Origin of the sequence: Clostridium tertium (assembly GCF_017873245.1) — a bacterium.
In the GTDB taxonomy this organism is placed as follows: domain Bacteria; phylum Bacillota; class Clostridia; order Clostridiales; family Clostridiaceae; genus Clostridium; species Clostridium tertium.
In genome coordinates, this window is record NZ_JAGGJY010000012.1 from 99,169 (window position 1) to 115,836 (window position 16,668).

Below are 16,668 nucleotides of genomic sequence, written 5' to 3' on the forward strand. Positions count from 1 at the left end.
CTACATAATAACATATTATGGAAAATAAGTAAATAATATGATTATCGTAAAAATAAAAAAGACTAGTAAGTAAGATTTCTCCTCCCTACTAGCATTAATAACTACTTTCCTAATTTTTCACAATACTCTATAGCTTTATCTAATGTTTCTTTTCTATTAGCTCCCTTTATTTCTACATTAGTATATCCACTTTTATTTTTAGCCTCTCCTACTGCAATTACTGTTTTATATTGTCCATAGAAAGCATATGGTCTTAAACAATTAATAGTAGGACAATTTAATCTATCTGCCATTATCTCCGCTATAGCCTGATCTGTTGAATTTGAATATTGAATTATATAATCCACTTTAATTTCCTCCTTAATATATTGATTAATATTTAAATTATTTAATTCTATTTGAACCATGTTTAAGAATCTTTGCCATCCCATATCTAATGTTCTATGAGGACAATATTTATTACTAAAATCTTGATGTTTTTTTACATTATTAATATTCCATCCATATTCTTTTAATAATGCTGCTACTTCTTTAGCTGCTCTTTTCTCTGCTTTTATAAATCTCTCTCCACCAGATCTTGAATAACAAATTTCTAATGCTATATAATTTCTATTTCCTTGTCCACTTCCTCCATCTCCTGCATGCCATGCATTTCTATTGAATGGAATACATTGTATAGCTTGATTATCATCTACTGCTATATGAAATGATACTTCATTTTGATTATCTGCTCTAGCCATATAATTTCTTTCATTTATAGCTGGAGCATCATTTGCTGTATTATGAATACAGATTCCTTTCGGTGTCATTGAATAAGGACACTTAGTTGAGTATTGACTTTCTGGTATTAAATTTTTAATTAACGCCATTTAAAATTCCACCTTTCAGATTTAAAATTTTATAAAATAAAAGAAGTAAGATTACTCCTGCTCTTTAATTTCTTTTTTCTCTCCATCCTTTAATTGTCCTAATGCTTCTTTAAGTTTATCTGGAACTTTAAGCCCTAAAGCTGCACAATTCTCTAATAAGCTAATACCTTCATTTGCTATATAGAAATAACATACTAATGTTCTGAAAATCCAAGTGCCAGTATTCATAAGTCTGTCTAAAGCCACTGCAACAATTAGAACAATAAAAATAACAGCTTTTCTTGCTATTCCTCTCAACCCTATATCGCTAGATAACTCTTTATTTATATAACCTTTAATAACACCTGTAATATAATCAAACACTATAAAAAGTACTAATATTCCTATAGCAGTATCCCATGTACCAAATAGCCATGTTAGCCATGTACCTACTATAGCTACTCCATATTTAATATAATAATTTAATACATTTTCCATGTCTTTTACCTTCTTTCTTAATTTTTGTATAAAAAAGAGCTTACATTTGTAAACTCTCTAATGCTTCTATTCTTTTTTGCTGTTCTTGTACTATTCCCCAAAGCATACTACACATACTATAGGAATCAATTCCGGGAGTGTTTCGTGGATTTAATAATAATTTAGCTTCTTCTGTTAGTTCTTCTAATATAAATCCTAACTTTTCATCTGCATATATTTCCATTCCTTTTCCGTCTTTATCTATTGCGGTAGGGAATGATTCTAATCTTTCTATATCTGCTTTTAATTTATATTTCTTTATGTGATTATTCTTAAGTATATTTATAAAGTCAATATCGGTAGGCTCTGTTATATCTGTCTTAAACTCTCTACTAGAAGCATTATTAAAAGCACTAGCAATAAAGCTTCCATAACCATTATCGGAACTATTTCTACTTTCTACTGCGTATATATCTCTTCTAAATTTAAGAGTTCCCCCACTTCGGTTCCCCCATATTCTTAATGCTGTATTTGCTCCTGGTTCAAATGCCATTGCCATTTTATTATTTCCTGTTGTATAAAAGGCTAATTCACTGTTATCTATAGAAATATATGTTTCTCTATTTTTTTGAATTCTTAATATATTTTGATCCGCATCTATTCTACACTCTTCACCGAACAATTTTATAATGTGGTCATATGGTTGTAATCTACCTTCAAAAATTAAATTCCCAGCAGAATCTCCTTGTAACATTACTTGTCCGGAATTATTTAAAACTGTTAATGCTCCATTGCTTATTTTAACTCCAGAACCATCTATAATAGTGTTTCCTGAGTAAACCTCATTCGGATTTGGTGTCCAAGGTAACAATAACTTACCTTCTGTTAGTAATAAATCTTTTATCCAACAAACATATCCACCAGTGTTGTTTTTAGAACCTAAATGTCTAACAGCGACTTTCATTTCATTTGAATATTGTGTTGTTATTGTAATACTTTCTCTTCTACTACTTCCAGCTTCTACTATATTTGATGTTATTCCCCTACCATTTTCTTGGGGAAGTTCAATTATTAATACTGCTCCAGATGTAGATACTTCTGGAGTTAATACTGCTGAAAGTGTATATGTTGTATATGGTTTTACTTGAACAGTTTGATATATTGCAGTAGCTTCATTTACTCTTGTATAAATTCCAACTTGTCCTGAATTTCTTTGCCAATAAAAACTTCCTACATAAGGATGCCACCAATAAAATTTATCGTTATTAATTAAATTACTATCTTTTATTAAGTTGTATCCGCCACTACTACTAAAATCGAATTTTAATTGATTTGCTGTTAACTCCATACTTGCTTTAGTAGCATAAGTGTTAGTAGCATCTCCTTTGCTTAAATAAGTATTAGAAACCTCTGTTTTTACGCTATTCGCACTTTGAGTAATTGCTGTATTCATAGCTATTGTTGTAGAATAATTTTTTAATTTATTGTCCGTAGAGTTATTCGCACTATTTATTGCATCTATCTTTGCAGTATTTAGTTCTGTTTTAGTGCTATAAGTATTACTTACAGTAGTCTTAAATCCATTTAAGTTTTGTTCTAAAGTAGCTTGTTTATTTTCTATTGTTGCAACTTTTCCAGATACTCCACTTAAATCTGTGGTTAGGTTTCCTATGCTGCTTGTATGACTTGCTACTGTAGTATTAATTCCATCTACTGTAGCTTTAATACTTGTATAGTTGTCTTTTAATGTAGTTACATCACCTTTAGTTATAGAGCTTTCTTTTATTAATCCTTCTATCTTACCTTGTGCTATACTTATTGCTGTTGTATTTGCTTCAATTTTTTCATCTGTATCTTCTGGTGCTACTGTAAAATCTGTTACTTTATTTCCTCTTTCTAGCTTTGGTTTAGAAATATATACTTCACAATTTTTATCAAATCCAATAACAAAAGCCACTGATTTAGTGTCAACATCCTTTGCCTTTCCAGTAACTACAACTTTAATCCATTTACCTTTAACAATCTCATTCTCTAAGTTTTTTCTTGTACTTCCAGCACCAGCATTTCTGTCTTTATAGAACCATACCCCAGCTTGGAAAGTTCCATCTATTTCTTGTTCAACATCCTCTGGAATATAGTACATAAAAGACATTGTAAATTCTTCTCCATATTTTGCTGGAATAACTCCTCCACCTGTATAAAGATACCTTGTACTTGTTGTAGTTGCATTTGTTCTTAATATTTTTACAGATTTATAACCATCACACAATATTTCTTCATTTATACTCATAAATTGTGCATCATATCTCCATGTACCACTTAAAGGTTTGTTAAAGTCAGCATTTCCTTGTAGATTCCTTCCCCCTATCTCCATATTATCTACATTGCTCTTAAGACTATTAAAAGCTACCTCTAAACTTTGTCCAGTAAGATCTATTGCTACTTTACTAGCTTGTATTAGGCTAGTATTAGTATCTTTATTTAATCCAGTTACTAAGCTAGAATAATTAATCTGTTGTTCTCCTATAGCATTATCTGCTACCATATTAGATTTAATTAATTTATCTGCAATAGCTTTTTCTTTAATTCCAGTATGGTCTATAAGTGTTGTAGTACCATCTTCACCACGCAAAATAAAGTTAAAATTTCCTTGGGTGTCTTGTCCCATTTGAATTCTAACTTTATTAGATTTATCTTTAAATTGCATAGTAGGACCTACAATACTTAATCCACCATCTGCACTAGATAAAGTAATTTTATTTGTATCAATAGTTCCTGCCTTAAGTTTATTTAAACTAACACTCTCTATCATGGCATCTTTTATTACCGCATTTGCAATAACAACATTGCTAGATGTAAGGTTTAAAAACTGTCCATTTTCTCCAGTTACAAATTTACTTAAGAGTGTTTGTAGGTCTAACGTTCCACCTGTTGCTACATCAAATTTTATATTTCCTGCTATTAAATCAGTTATTTCAGCTTTATTTGCTTGTAAATTAGTAATCTTAGCATTTACCGCATTAAGTTCTGTTATATTAGCCTTAGTTGCTTCAAGTGTTCCTATTCTTGCTACTGCTGCATTTAAACTATTTATATCAGCTTTATCTATTGTTAGATTCTTTACAGCCACTTTAATAGCTTCTTGTGATATAGTTCCATTATCTTCCGTTATATTATTTACTGTGTCTGCTGTATCTTGAAATTCTTTTTGTATATCAATAAAATCTAACGTAGTATTAGCAATCTCACATGAATTACGCTCTGGCTCATCTGGATATTCTGTAATTTTTACTATCCTTTGTTTTTCCCTTATTTTCTTATCTTTAGATATAAGAGTTATAGTATCCCCTAGATTGTAATCTAAAATATTTTTATACTTAAAATTTAGATTGGCTAAGTCAATTACATCAGCACTATAAGACTTTCTAGGTTTAGATAATTCTTGTAGCTTTGCTGTTGCATCTTCTCTTAAATTTTCTAGAACTGTATACCTCTCATCTTTCCATATTAAAGTTTTTACTTTATTGGAGTATTGAAAGTTTTCTACTTCTACCTTTATATTTTCTTTGCCTATAGCGATTATTTTTGTATAGAAGTCATAGGAGTTACTTTCTATATCTAAAGCTTTTAAATTAATTTCATCCGAGAAATAAACACCCTTATCTTGCCCTTGCTTTTCCTTAACATAGATAATCTTATTTAAAGTATCAAATTCTATTTCTACTCTATAAATCTTTTTAGCTTCTTGTATCAAATCCCAACTACTACAATTAGTTTTCTTTACAGTTCTTTTCTTGCTAACATTATTAACCTGTACTGTCCATCCTGTACCAGCACAAGCTAGATTAAGACAATTCTCTATTGTTTGCTCTGTAGTATTAAAATGTTCCCATGCCTTACCTTCTAGATCCTCCACATTCATTTGTGCTTTAATAGAAGTCCAATCACCGCGGTCTACTATTTCCTTAATAACAAATTCATCAGTCTTATTTCTTATATATCCTTCCTCTACTATTCCATCTATAAATTTAGAAGGATATAAAAAAGAAAGTGTCTTATCTCCAGTTTTAAGAACACTTTCTATGCAATAATCTTTATATTTAGTTAACCCCTTTAATTTGTTTTTATTCTTATCATATAGTTGTAACATTCTTCCCCTCCTTTCTTAGAAGTTTATAGAATGCTACTTAAGCAAAAACTCAATACTTGTTAATTCAGCTGTAGTTAATTCTATATTAGAATTTAAAAGAAGGTCTAAAGATATATCATAAGTTTCTATTTCATTTTCTATACTCTGCAATTCTCGTATATCTTTATTAAAATTCTCAACATCTTTAATTAGAAAGTTATTATTTTCTATTTTTACTTTCCCATCTTTGTCTTTCTCTCCATACTTATCAATTAATACTGCTCTTTCCTCTTCGTATATCTTAATTTCTCTTGAAATAATTTCTATATTCTTTTTGATACCATAAGATATTTTTACAGGTAGTTTATATCCTGCTAATGTCCCTAAAGTATTTAATCCATTTAACATTTCAAAATTACTAATTTTGATTTTACTCATTTATAGTTCCTCCTTGTATCCATTAATATTTATCTCACCTTTAATAGTAAGTCCATTACTATCAAAACTTGCTATAGGTTCTGTACTAGCTAAACATATTTTCTCAGCTGTAATTGTTCCCATTTCTTTACCATCAATATTAAAATTAATCTTTTTACTAGTATTAAGAGTTTCTAATTCTGATACTCTTTCCTTAAGATTAACTACTTCTCCCTTTAACACTTCAATCATATTTAATAATGTCTTTTTTCTTATAAACATACCTACTCCTCCTAATAAAAAAATGTATTCAATTTGAACACATTAGATATATCTTGGTTTATATTTTATTGTTATATCTACATTGTTTTTACTTACTGTAATAGTATTAGCTCCTGGCTTTAATCTTGGGAATCCCCACATATCAGTATCTCCATATTTATTAATACCATCTACTGTTACTGTTCCTTCTTCTCCATTTACTATAAGCTTTTTATTAGCTTTTAGATTCTTTAATATTATAGCTTCTTCATCCAATCCATTAATAGTTAAGTCTATTAAGTCTATAGAAGGTGTTACTTCTAATATTACTGGAGTTTCTAAATTACCAGAAACATTTATAGTTTTAGATGTTATTCTATTAATAATTTCAATACTCTCACCTTTATAGGCATATGCTACAAAACTAAGATTTAATTTTCTTGTTTCCTTTTTCAAAGTATTTTCTATGATTGAATTTATTAGAAAACTTTTATAGTAAAAATCATCTTCAAAATTTAGAACACATTCTTTACTTTTGTTTATTAATGAACCTACTTTACTTTTTACATCACTTTCATTCAAACCTTTTACGTATAACTTTATATCTACTAATACAAAGTTAAATTTCTGCTTTGAGAAAATAGGTAATAAAGAATTCTTAAGCCATAAGTATTTCCCTTCCACATCTATAGATGAAGGTTGAATATTCTTCTCCATTAATAAGGCTCCAAAATTTTTTGTAGCTATATTATCTATTAACAATTTATTACCTCCTTGTTTTAGTGTTCTTAGCTAGTCCATTACTTACTATAGGTATTACAGCTTCTCCAACTACTCTGTCATTCATCATTAATATTACCCGTTTATCAGTATTTAATATCTCCTGGAGTCCATTAATAACAGATTTAGCAGTTTGAATTGCAGTGTCTTTTATCATGTTTTCGCTTTGTAAATGATTTTTGACTTTACTTCCTCTAGGTAATTCAACTACTTCATATCCTCTTTCATTAATAGCTGTAAGACCTCCTTGGAAATAAGAAGTTCCTAAAGCGTTACCAACCATATTACCTGTCATTCTTTCTGTATAATATACAGTTTTAGCATATTTAGTTTCTGGTTGCCATCTATTCCATTCACCAAACATTCTTTGCCAGAATCCTATTATCTTTCCAGTTGAGCTATCAACATTTTTTTGCAGCTCATTATTCATACTAAATATTTTATTCACAGCTTCTTTTCTTGTGTTTTCAGCTTGATCTACTATCCCATCTCTTTGCCTTTTAGCATCTTGAATCATTTTATCCGCCTGTTCTGCTGTTATAGCACCTGTTTCATCTCTCCCTCTAATTACTAATGCTAATGTCTTCTCATATTCATCATTCGCTATCGCTATAGCTTTATCTCTACTCTCATTTAATTGCCTTATATGTTCTCCTGCTTGTTCTGCGGTTATCCTTGTATCGTAATCTTTCATTCTTTGAAGAATAATTTGTGCTTCAATCTCATTTTCACTTAATGCTTTTACTGCATTTTCTCTCATCATATTTTGCAATGCTGTAATCTGCTTAAATTCATCATTAGTTATATCTCTTTTTTCTTGACTTGCAATATTTAATATTTCAATTATACTATTTTCATAGTTCTGCGCTTGAGCTTTTCTATCTTCATAAAACATAGCTGTCTTATTAAGTATATTAACTTGTTCTTCAGATGTTAAAGAATTTTGAGTATTAAACATTTCTTGTAATTGAGCTATACTATCATTTTTTTGTTTTTCATAACCAGCTATAATTTGAGTACTCATTTCGCTAAATTTAGTAGTCATATCAGTTTTAATCTGATCCGATATAACAGTTGAATTAAGGTATAGGCTTTGCATTTCATTTTTAGCACTATCATCTAGTTCTACATATGCTCCTACTGCAGTTTTAGTAGCTTCACTTATTTTTGTTACTGTTGCCTGTGCTGAATTAGCTGCATAAGTTCCTGCTGTGTTCATTGTTTGTGCAGTATATTCTATTTTATCTGCAAATAAATCAACCTCTGGAATAACCTCTTGACTTAAACCCTTATAAATTGCATATCCTGCTCCTGCTATTGCTGCTCCTGCTAAAACGTAAGGTGCTGCCGCAACTACAACTCCACCTAATGAACTTGCTAAACCTGCAACTCCACTAGCTCCACCAGCTAATTTTGCTGCTGTTCCAACTGTTTCGGTTGCTATTTTAGCTGCTCCTAATTTACCTGATAGTTTACCAGCTACTTTTAATACTCCTCCAAATCCTTCTGCTAATTTACCTACACTTCCGACTACTGGTCCTACAGTAGCACTTAAAGTTGCCAATTTAATTATATTTTCTTTAGTAGCAGGACTTAACTCATTAAACTTTCGGATTAAATCTTTTACTACAACTAATCCGTCTTTGATGGTTGGTAGTAATTGAACCCCTATATCCCTAGCCATCTCTACAATTTCATTTTTTAACATTTCAATTTGTGATTCTGTTGTTGCATATCTTTGATTTGCTTCATTTGTTAACGCTGAGTTATCTTCCCATGCCTTAGTTCCCATATTAATAGAATCCTCTAATAATGTTCCAGCATTAGCAGCTCTAAGTAAACTATCTCTAAGCCTTACTTCTTTTATTCCCATTTCCTCTAACATTTCTATTGCAGAAGAACCAGCACTTTCAGCGTTGCCTAGTCCTCTTATAAATGCAATAAGCGCTGTTGCTGCATCTTTTTCAAATGCTTTTTTAAACTCTTCGCCTGTCATTCCTGCTATTTTTCCGAAGTTCTCTAATTCTTTAGAGCTTTTTACCACTGAATTAATTTCTGATGTAGTCATTCCTAATGAAGCTGCTACTTCTTTAAATGCTTTTGAATTATTAGAAGCCATTAATTCTAATTCTCTCATAGACATTCCAGTTAATTCAGATAACTTTTTAGCTTTCTCAGAACCTATTGTTGCAGCTGCTTGCATCTTTACCATGACTTTAGATATAGCACTACCACCCATTTCCGCTTCTATACCAACAGAAGAAAATGCACCAGCTAATCCTAAAGTTTGTGCTTCTGTCATTCCTATTTGCTTACCAGCACCTGCAAGCCTTAATCCCATAGCAACAATTTCACTTTCTGTTGTAGCTAAATTATTACCTAAATGAACTATAACAGAACCTAATTTATCAAACTGATCCTGTGGCATTTGTGTTACATTTGCTAATCTGGCTAGTGAAGTTGCTGCTTCTTCACTGCTCATATTAGTGCTATCACCAAGCATTACCATACTTTTCGTAAAACCTAAAATACTTTCTGTCTTTATTCCTAATTGTCCTGCGGCTTCTGCAACTCCTGCTATTTCTACAGCGCTTTGTGGCATTTCCTTAGACATTCCTCTAATTCCTTCGCTTAATGCACTAAATTGTTCTTCTGTTGCATCTACAGTTTTTCTTACACCTGCAAATGCACTCTCCCATTTTACCTGTGCATTTACTGCAGCCGCTCCCATTGCAACTATAGGTAATGTTACAGTTTTAGTTAATGTCCCACCTGTCTTACTAGCCTTTTCTCCAAAGTTAGATATATTTTCTCCTGCATTCTTAAGACTTTCTCCTGCTTGAATCCATTTTGAATTTTGCTTATCTAATTCTATATTTGTTTTCTTCAATTCTCCTTGAACTTTAGATAGTTGAGATTCAGCTTCATTTAATTTCACTTTATGGTTATTTACACTAGTAATATTCTTATCTACTACAGCTTTTTGTTCTGTATATTCCGCATTAACTTTATCTAATTGATCCTTTAACTTTTTAGCTTCTTCTGATTCTTCTCCATACAGTTTAACTGCATCTTTATATTCTTTCTGTAAATTTTGTTTAGTAGCTTTCAATTCTTGTAGTTTTTTATTATTTTCTTCAGCTCTATTACTAGCCTTTTCTATACTGTCTTTATATAAATTAATTTTATCCTTAAGAGTTTCAGTTTGCTTTGCTAAAGCTTCTTGCTTATATTTCAAATCATCTGTATTTTTCCCAAACTGATTTAATCTATCTCCTGCAAGCTTAATTTCGCTTTGAGTAAGCTTATATTGACTATTTATCTCTTTAAGCTTTTTATTATGTTCGTTATCATCTATAGTGAATATGGTACTTACTTTTCTTATAGATTCACTCAAATTTTCACCTCCTTAAAAAAGGTCTGAAAAGCTTTCTACATATATTTCTTTCTCTTCTTCTTCTGAATTTCCAGAAATTATATCAATTACTTCTCCTACAACTTCTCTTAAATTGTTCTTGAAGTAGTTACTATGCAATTCTTCTAAAATTAAAACTTGTCTTAATGTAGAATTTAAGAACTGTTCCTCTGACATACTTAATTGATGTCTTGCTACATAGTAAAAATAATCTAAGTTAAAATCTTTAATTTCTACTTCTTTCCCTCTGCTTTTTGATTTTTTTTTACTTCTGACTTTATTTGAAACTCTGAGACATCGTTTAACTCTTGATTAAGTAAATCTAAAGTTATATTACTTAATGTTTCAATTGCTTTTATGTTAATAAGCATATTGTTTTTTATATCTTCTTCTGATATCTCTTTATTTGACATGCATCTTAATATAGCTGGTAGCTTTTCGAAGTCATTTTCAAAAGCATATGAGTAAATCAATAGAAAGGCGTTTCCGTATTCCTTATGCATTTTGATAAGTGCATTAAAGTCTAATTTCAACTCTATTTCTTCATTATTTAAATTAATTTTGTAAGTTTTTATTTCATTTACTAACATTAATAATTCCTCCAAATAAATTAAGGTAGTCGTATTGACTACCTTTTATTAAGCTGTTGTAAAATCTATTATTGTATCTGCTAATAGTTGTCCATGTATATCTCTTACATTTGTTACCATTACTGCATACTTTGTAGAAGCAGTTAAATTTTGTTTAGGATCTATAGTAATTACTTTATTAGCTCCATCTATTTTTATGGTTGAATCAACTACAGTAAAATCATTTTTTAATAAGCTAACTGTATAACTTACAATTGGGTTATTGAAAGTTAATGTTATATTATTAGCAACATTAACCGAACTTGCTCCATCTGTTGGATTTCCTGTTACAGTAAGCTCATTTATTACTTCTGTACTAGGTATTACTACAGTTTTACCCCAATTCTTTTTATGAGTTTCTTCATTAAAGCCTTCATCAGTTGTTTTTACTGTATGTTTCCATATACCATTTTCTAAAGGCATAAATAATCCATTTAAAGAAACTGTTTGATACTCTGTCTTTCCTTCTTTTGTCTTTGCTTTATCTTCTGGAATACTTAATTTCCCTTTAAATAATGTTAAATATTCTTTAACTCCACCACTTAATGTTTTTTCTACCATCAAAGCAATATAAGGTGGTTGGTCATATGCACTCTCAATAATCCCTCCATTAGCTGCTTTCTTTTTGCCTAGTAATGTAGCATAATCATTTGTACCTATTGAAGCAAAGTCTAAAGTAACTTCTATTTCTCCTAAAGAATTTTCGCTATCATATAACCTATTTTCAGCATATATCGTTGCTTGTTCTTCATTAGCTGTTATAGATATTTCTCTAAGTCCTGGTAAATATTTAGCAGCTTCATAAGTTGGTGTTTCTTCTTCTGTAGTTAAAATTGCATAATATGCTTTTTCTACACCCGTAGTAATCTTTTTAGACATTCTTATTCCTCACTTTCATAATTAAATCTTAATATATAATGAAAGAGCTTAGAATCTTCCTCAAATCGAGAACCTCCAAACTCTTTCATAAATTCATTTTCTTTCATTAAATTTTTAATAGCCTTAACTATCGCTGTATAACTTCCTTTAGTAAATACATCTATTTGTATTCTATAATTAGTTTCTATTTCTTCATTTTCTGCGTATAAAGAACCCTCTTCATTCAGTACTTCATATTCAATATAAGGTGCTGTTGTATTATCAGGAGCTTTTAAAAGATATATTTTATTTCCTACTAAATTCGTTATTCTTTCATCAAATAAAGCTTTTCTTATTAATTCTTCCAATTACTTAAGCACCTCCTTAGCTATAATATTTACTGCCTTATCAGATACCTTATCTACTGCATTACTAAAGAATCCTATATGTTTTTTATTCTTGCTAGATCCAAACTCATTCTCTATATCTTGAACTGTATCTCCTTTTATTTCAAAGCCTAAATCTCCATCAAATCTTTTTATGGTACTTTTCCATCTCTTTTTCATTTGGCCACTTGCTTCTGGTGAGTTATCTATTACTGATTGCTTTACTATTTCAGCACCTTCTTTTAATGCTTTTCTTTTCTTCTTATCAGAAATATTCATATCATCTAAATCATTAAAAATATCATCAAAACCTTTAATTTGAATTGCCATTATTAATCACCTGCAATTTAGTCTTTATTTTCAATTCTTTATTTAGATATTTTATATTATCAATTTCAATGATTTCATATCTCTGCCCTTTAAAGAGAATAAAGCAATCTGCATCTACATTTTTATGGTACCTTGTATGAAAAACTGTTATATTCTCCGATATGTTTTGTTTACTACTCCAATATTCTTTACCATAAAGGTCATTAACATCTGCCCAAGCCTTTTGAAAAGTAACATAACCCTCTATAGGAAACCCATCATCATCATAAGTAGTTTCTTTTCTTTGAAACTCTATTCTATGCCTTAATTGCCCTACATTCATATAACATCACCTTGACTATATTTAAGTTGAATTAATATAGTATCCAATCCGAATGCTACTTTACTTACATTCTTTCCTATAGTTTCAACAGCTCTATTTTCATACCAATGATTTACTAATATTTTTACAGCTAACTTATACTTTTCTTTATTATAATTTTTCATTATCCCAGCATCTGTTAGATATTCTTCTGCGGAAGCTTGTAATGATTTTATTAGTGAATCTTCCTCATTACCATCTACCCTAAGAAATAACTTTAATTCTTCTAATTCCATAATTCACCTCATAAAAAAGAGAATGAGAATTAAATCTCACTCTCTAAAATAGCTTGTATAATATCAGCTTTCTTCATAGTTGAAGTAACTTTTATCTCTTTATTTTCTGCAATAGATTTTAACTCAACTACAGTAAGTGAATTATAATCTGTTTCAGCTCCTTCATTATTCAATGATAATGTCATTGGAGCATTTTTAGGGAGTTACAGCAACTTCAACTTCCGCTTTTACTATAGCTTCTGCATCAACTGTTTGAATATCTAATCTTTCCCTTACTTTTATTCCAGTTTGGTCTTTACTCCATAGATCTCCTGCCTCTGTTGATATTTCTATAGTCATATTTTCTCTGTCAAATATAGTAATAGCCTCTTTTAAATCTCCACAAATAAATGGATGTTTCCAAGCAGTCTCTTCTCCTGAACTTCCAACTCCCTTAGATTTTAAAACCTTATTAGACACTACAGTAACTGGATAAATTCCAAATAATAATTTTTGAGTTAAATTTGTTGGATTAGGTTGTAATACATATTTACCATCTGAATCTTTTAATTTATCTAACCAATTGAATCCATTTTGGTTTGTTAAAATACCTGATGTAACAACAATAGCTGGATCTAATTTAACATTAAATATATCTTTTAATCCATCTAAATCCTTAATAGCAACCTCTTTTGAAGTTGTAATTTCATTAATCTTATTTACTATTAAAGCATTTCTAGTTGCCTTACTTTTCTTAGCTATCCATCTTCTTAAATAACCTAATATATTTTCAGCAGTATCTTGTAGTAATTCTCTTGTTACCTTTAAAATTCCACCTTTCTTCTTAATTTTGTATGATATTTTTGCAAATTGTGGAGTTGACACTTCTTTAAATTCTGCTTCTTCTTCTACATTGTCAAAAGGGGTTTGGTCTGCTGCTTTTTCTATAACCCTAGTTCCTGTTTCTGTAGATACAGTTTCAACATTAACTAAATTTTCTAATGCATCTTGACTTCTTCTTAATTCCTTTATTGAAGTTTGAATGTCTTGAGGAACTGTTAACCCTCCATCTGCTTCAGTTCCTTCTTTCATTGAATTTTTTAATATTTGCATATCTTTTTCTGCTACTGGTGTCTTTGTTAACCCAGCTTTTATAGCATTAACAAAAGCATTACCAACTTCCTTTGCTTTATTAACAACTCCTGATATAACCGTTGCATTATCATTTTCAATATCATCTTTTATTTTCTCTTCTGCTTCATCTTCTAGATCATATAGAACATCAAACTTCGCTTGAAGATTAACTAATTCACCCTTAGCAGCCTTTGCTTCTTCTACCTTATCATTATTTATTAAGTTTTTAACTTCTGCTTTTTTAGCATTAATTTTATCTAATAATTCTCTTAATTCTTTATTCATTTACTTTCCCTCACTTATTTATTAATTTTTGCATAAAAAAAGAACTAGATTAAGTCTAATTCCATTAATAATTTAGCTTTTTCAGCTTCTATATCATTTTCTTTCTCTTTTTCTTTTTCATTTATTTTTTCATTTATTTTTTTAATAACTGTATCAACTATAGAATTAATATCAATAGTATTATCATCTTTCTTCAAATCCTCAGGAATATTTTTATATTTATCAAAATAATTTGAAGCACACGCAACAGCTATAGCTGAATCTTCAACTTCAATATTAAAATATTGAGCTGCTTTATCTCCTGTTAGCCATGTTTCTTCATGCATCATTGTTCTAATATCATCTATATTTACTCCTTCTTTTAAGTTTTCAGAGTAAACATTAAGAATAGTTTCACAACAAGCATCTAAATCATCAGCCATTTTTCTAAATTCTGCTGCATTAAAACCTCCCCATATTCCCATCCAAGGATCATGTATCATTGTTTGAGCTGTTTTAGGTATTATAACTTTATCGCCAGCTAACATTATTACAGATGCAATACTTGCAGCTAATCCATCAACTCTAACAGTTTTATTACATTTTTTTCTTTTAAGCTGATTATATATGGCAAGTCCCGCATAAACAGAACCTCCTCCACTATTTATATAGATATTTAAGTCCCTATTTTCATCAATAGAATTTAAAATCTCTAAAACATCTTGTGGACATTTATCTTCATCACACCATTTACCCCAGCTATCACTAACAATATCTCCATAAAAATAAAGTTCTTGATTAGTTAATTCATTTCTAAATTCCATATTTCCAACTTTATTAAGTTTTCCATCTTTTCCTTTAGATTTGAATTCAAGTGTTCTTCTCATTAGCTTCACCCCCTTTCTTGTATTGCTTACCTACATCTGTTATAGGAATATAGTTACCATTCATAACTAATACATCTCCTCCTTCCTCTGATGGATATCCTAGTTCATCTCTACCTTCATTAGGCATAATTAAACCATTGTTAACGCCTTTAGAAAGTATCTCCATTTGTGTTTTACTATCTGTTCTTAACAATACCTTCTCATTAAATTTAAAATGATATCCCTCTTCTATTTCTTCCTTAGTTAATAACTTATAATTAAGTTCTTCTTCATATTGCTTTAATATAAATAATACAGTATCTACATAAAAGCTAAGTTGTTGCATTTCTGAATTAGAATAAGAACTTTTTTCATAATCATTTAACTGATTAGGTTTAATTCCAAATGCTCCTGCTATTTGCAATGCATTAAATTTCTTTAATTCAAAGAACTGACTATCAGTAAGTTTAATATCCAAAGGTACTAATTTCATTCCTAAAGGAACAGGAATAATCTTTCCAGAGTTTTCAGAACCATTTGCAAATCTTTCGAATCCTCCTACAAGTTTTTCCTCTGCTGCTTTATCTAAATCACCTGTATATTCCAAAACAGCTTTAGCAGTAAGTCCACTTTTATATAGGTTATTCATAAAGTTTTGACTTTCTAAACCACCTTCTAGAGTGCTTTTCAATACTTCTCTTACAGGAACTCCTAAAATACCATCAAAGCTATATGAAGTTTTAAAATGCATTACATCATCACTATTAAATAAATACTGTTCTGTTGAATATTTATCAGTATATAAATACCATATCCTACCTTTTGCCCCAAAGTATCCTTCATCATCTATAAGGACCTGAACATCGTTAGATGGCATTACCCATAAATCTTGTATTTCATAACTTCCACCATACTTTTCTCTTTTGAATTTTCTTCTTATCCATACATAAGCATTACCATAATGATTTCTATTTTGCTCCACTGTCGCCCAAAATATAGAAGGTGTCATTAATGCATTAGGTCTTGTCCTTAAAAGCCTGTGAACTTTATTAGATTTAACCCTTTGTACTCCCTTATCTGTATCTTGACGAAACTTCAAAGGCATTTTCCCTAATGTTTCTGATAACATCTTTAAGCAAGTAAAATAAGTTACTTCACTTACTAATTTCTTAGGAGTTGAACTTATTCCAAGCCATTCTAATAATTCTTGACTTTGCATATCTACAGATTTAGCTGGAGTAATAGCGTTTTTTATTCCTTTTGCAATTCTACTAAATACATTCAATTTCTCACCTCCT

The 16,668-nt window shown here is 29.9% G+C and carries 18 protein-coding genes; all 18 read right to left on the reverse strand.

What is annotated here, in order from left to right:
* Positions 1-101: 101 nt before the first annotated feature.
* The 18 genes from J2Z25_RS18825 to J2Z25_RS13460 are packed head-to-tail and all read right to left on the reverse strand — an operon-like array spanning position 102 to position 16,655.
* Positions 102-869, reverse strand: a complete 768-nt coding sequence (locus tag J2Z25_RS18825) for a peptidoglycan recognition protein family protein (protein WP_280916531.1) — start codon at positions 867-869, stop codon at positions 102-104.
* Between the two features lie 51 nt (positions 870-920).
* On the reverse strand, positions 921-1,346 hold the full coding sequence (locus J2Z25_RS13380; RefSeq protein ID WP_209740966.1) for a phage holin family protein: 426 nt from the start codon (positions 1,344-1,346) through the stop codon (positions 921-923).
* A 40-nt stretch (positions 1,347-1,386) separates the two neighbouring features.
* Positions 1,387-5,475: a phage tail protein gene (locus J2Z25_RS13385; RefSeq protein WP_209740967.1), complete on the reverse strand. Its 4,089-nt coding sequence runs from the start codon at positions 5,473-5,475 to the stop codon at positions 1,387-1,389.
* A gap of 33 nt (positions 5,476-5,508) precedes the next feature.
* The gene (locus J2Z25_RS13390) at positions 5,509-5,892 is read right to left on the reverse strand and encodes a hypothetical protein (protein WP_142691648.1); all 384 of its coding nucleotides are present in this window, start codon (positions 5,890-5,892) and stop codon (positions 5,509-5,511) included.
* Positions 5,893-6,153: a hypothetical protein gene (locus tag J2Z25_RS13395; protein ID WP_209740968.1), complete on the reverse strand. Its 261-nt coding sequence runs from the start codon at positions 6,151-6,153 to the stop codon at positions 5,893-5,895.
* A 42-nt stretch (positions 6,154-6,195) separates the two neighbouring features.
* Positions 6,196-6,894 (reverse strand): phage distal tail protein, encoded by a 699-nt coding sequence (locus J2Z25_RS13400; RefSeq protein WP_209740969.1) that lies wholly within the window; start codon positions 6,892-6,894, stop codon positions 6,196-6,198.
* Positions 6,895-6,898: 4 nt separating this feature from the next.
* Positions 6,899-10,309 (reverse strand): phage tail tape measure protein, encoded by a 3,411-nt coding sequence (locus J2Z25_RS13405; RefSeq protein ID WP_209740970.1) that lies wholly within the window; start codon positions 10,307-10,309, stop codon positions 6,899-6,901.
* A 12-nt stretch (positions 10,310-10,321) separates the two neighbouring features.
* Entirely contained in the window at positions 10,322-10,504 is a 183-nt protein-coding gene (locus J2Z25_RS13410) for a hypothetical protein (protein WP_209740971.1), read from the reverse strand.
* Between the two features lie 56 nt (positions 10,505-10,560).
* Positions 10,561-10,917 carry a hypothetical protein gene (locus J2Z25_RS13415; protein WP_209740972.1) on the reverse strand — a complete coding sequence of 119 codons (357 nt, stop codon included), beginning with the start codon at positions 10,915-10,917 and terminating at the stop codon, positions 10,561-10,563.
* 48 nt (positions 10,918-10,965) lie between these two features.
* Positions 10,966-11,835: a major tail protein gene (locus J2Z25_RS13420; protein WP_209740973.1), complete on the reverse strand. Its 870-nt coding sequence runs from the start codon at positions 11,833-11,835 to the stop codon at positions 10,966-10,968.
* A gap of 2 nt (positions 11,836-11,837) precedes the next feature.
* Complete coding sequence (gene gp17 / locus J2Z25_RS13425) at positions 11,838-12,182, reverse strand: tail completion protein gp17 (RefSeq protein ID WP_209740974.1); 345 nt, start codon at positions 12,180-12,182, stop codon at positions 11,838-11,840.
* Positions 12,183-12,530 carry an HK97-gp10 family putative phage morphogenesis protein gene (locus J2Z25_RS13430; protein WP_142691654.1) on the reverse strand — a complete coding sequence of 116 codons (348 nt, stop codon included), beginning with the start codon at positions 12,528-12,530 and terminating at the stop codon, positions 12,183-12,185.
* Positions 12,514-12,852 (reverse strand): phage head closure protein, encoded by a 339-nt coding sequence (locus J2Z25_RS13435; RefSeq protein WP_209740975.1) that lies wholly within the window; start codon positions 12,850-12,852, stop codon positions 12,514-12,516. Before J2Z25_RS13435 ends, J2Z25_RS13430 begins: the two co-directional genes overlap by 17 nt.
* Positions 12,849-13,127, reverse strand: a complete 279-nt coding sequence (locus J2Z25_RS13440; protein WP_209740976.1) for a head-tail connector protein — start codon at positions 13,125-13,127, stop codon at positions 12,849-12,851. The genes J2Z25_RS13435 and J2Z25_RS13440 overlap by 4 nt, the downstream gene beginning before the upstream one ends.
* A 29-nt stretch (positions 13,128-13,156) precedes the next feature.
* Positions 13,157-13,312, reverse strand: coding sequence for a Rho termination factor N-terminal domain-containing protein (locus tag J2Z25_RS13445; RefSeq protein ID WP_209740977.1), 156 nt, complete (start codon positions 13,310-13,312; stop codon positions 13,157-13,159).
* Between the two features lie 10 nt (positions 13,313-13,322).
* On the reverse strand, positions 13,323-14,525 hold the full coding sequence (locus tag J2Z25_RS13450) for a phage major capsid protein (protein WP_209740978.1): 1,203 nt from the start codon (positions 14,523-14,525) through the stop codon (positions 13,323-13,325).
* A 44-nt stretch (positions 14,526-14,569) separates the two neighbouring features.
* A complete protein-coding gene (locus tag J2Z25_RS13455; protein ID WP_209740979.1) occupies positions 14,570-15,391 on the reverse strand; it encodes a head maturation protease, ClpP-related in 822 nt (273 codons plus the stop codon).
* Positions 15,375-16,655 carry a phage portal protein gene (locus J2Z25_RS13460; RefSeq protein ID WP_245173378.1) on the reverse strand — a complete coding sequence of 427 codons (1,281 nt, stop codon included), beginning with the start codon at positions 16,653-16,655 and terminating at the stop codon, positions 15,375-15,377. Before J2Z25_RS13460 ends, J2Z25_RS13455 begins: the two co-directional genes overlap by 17 nt.
* Positions 16,656-16,668: the final 13 nt, after the last annotated feature.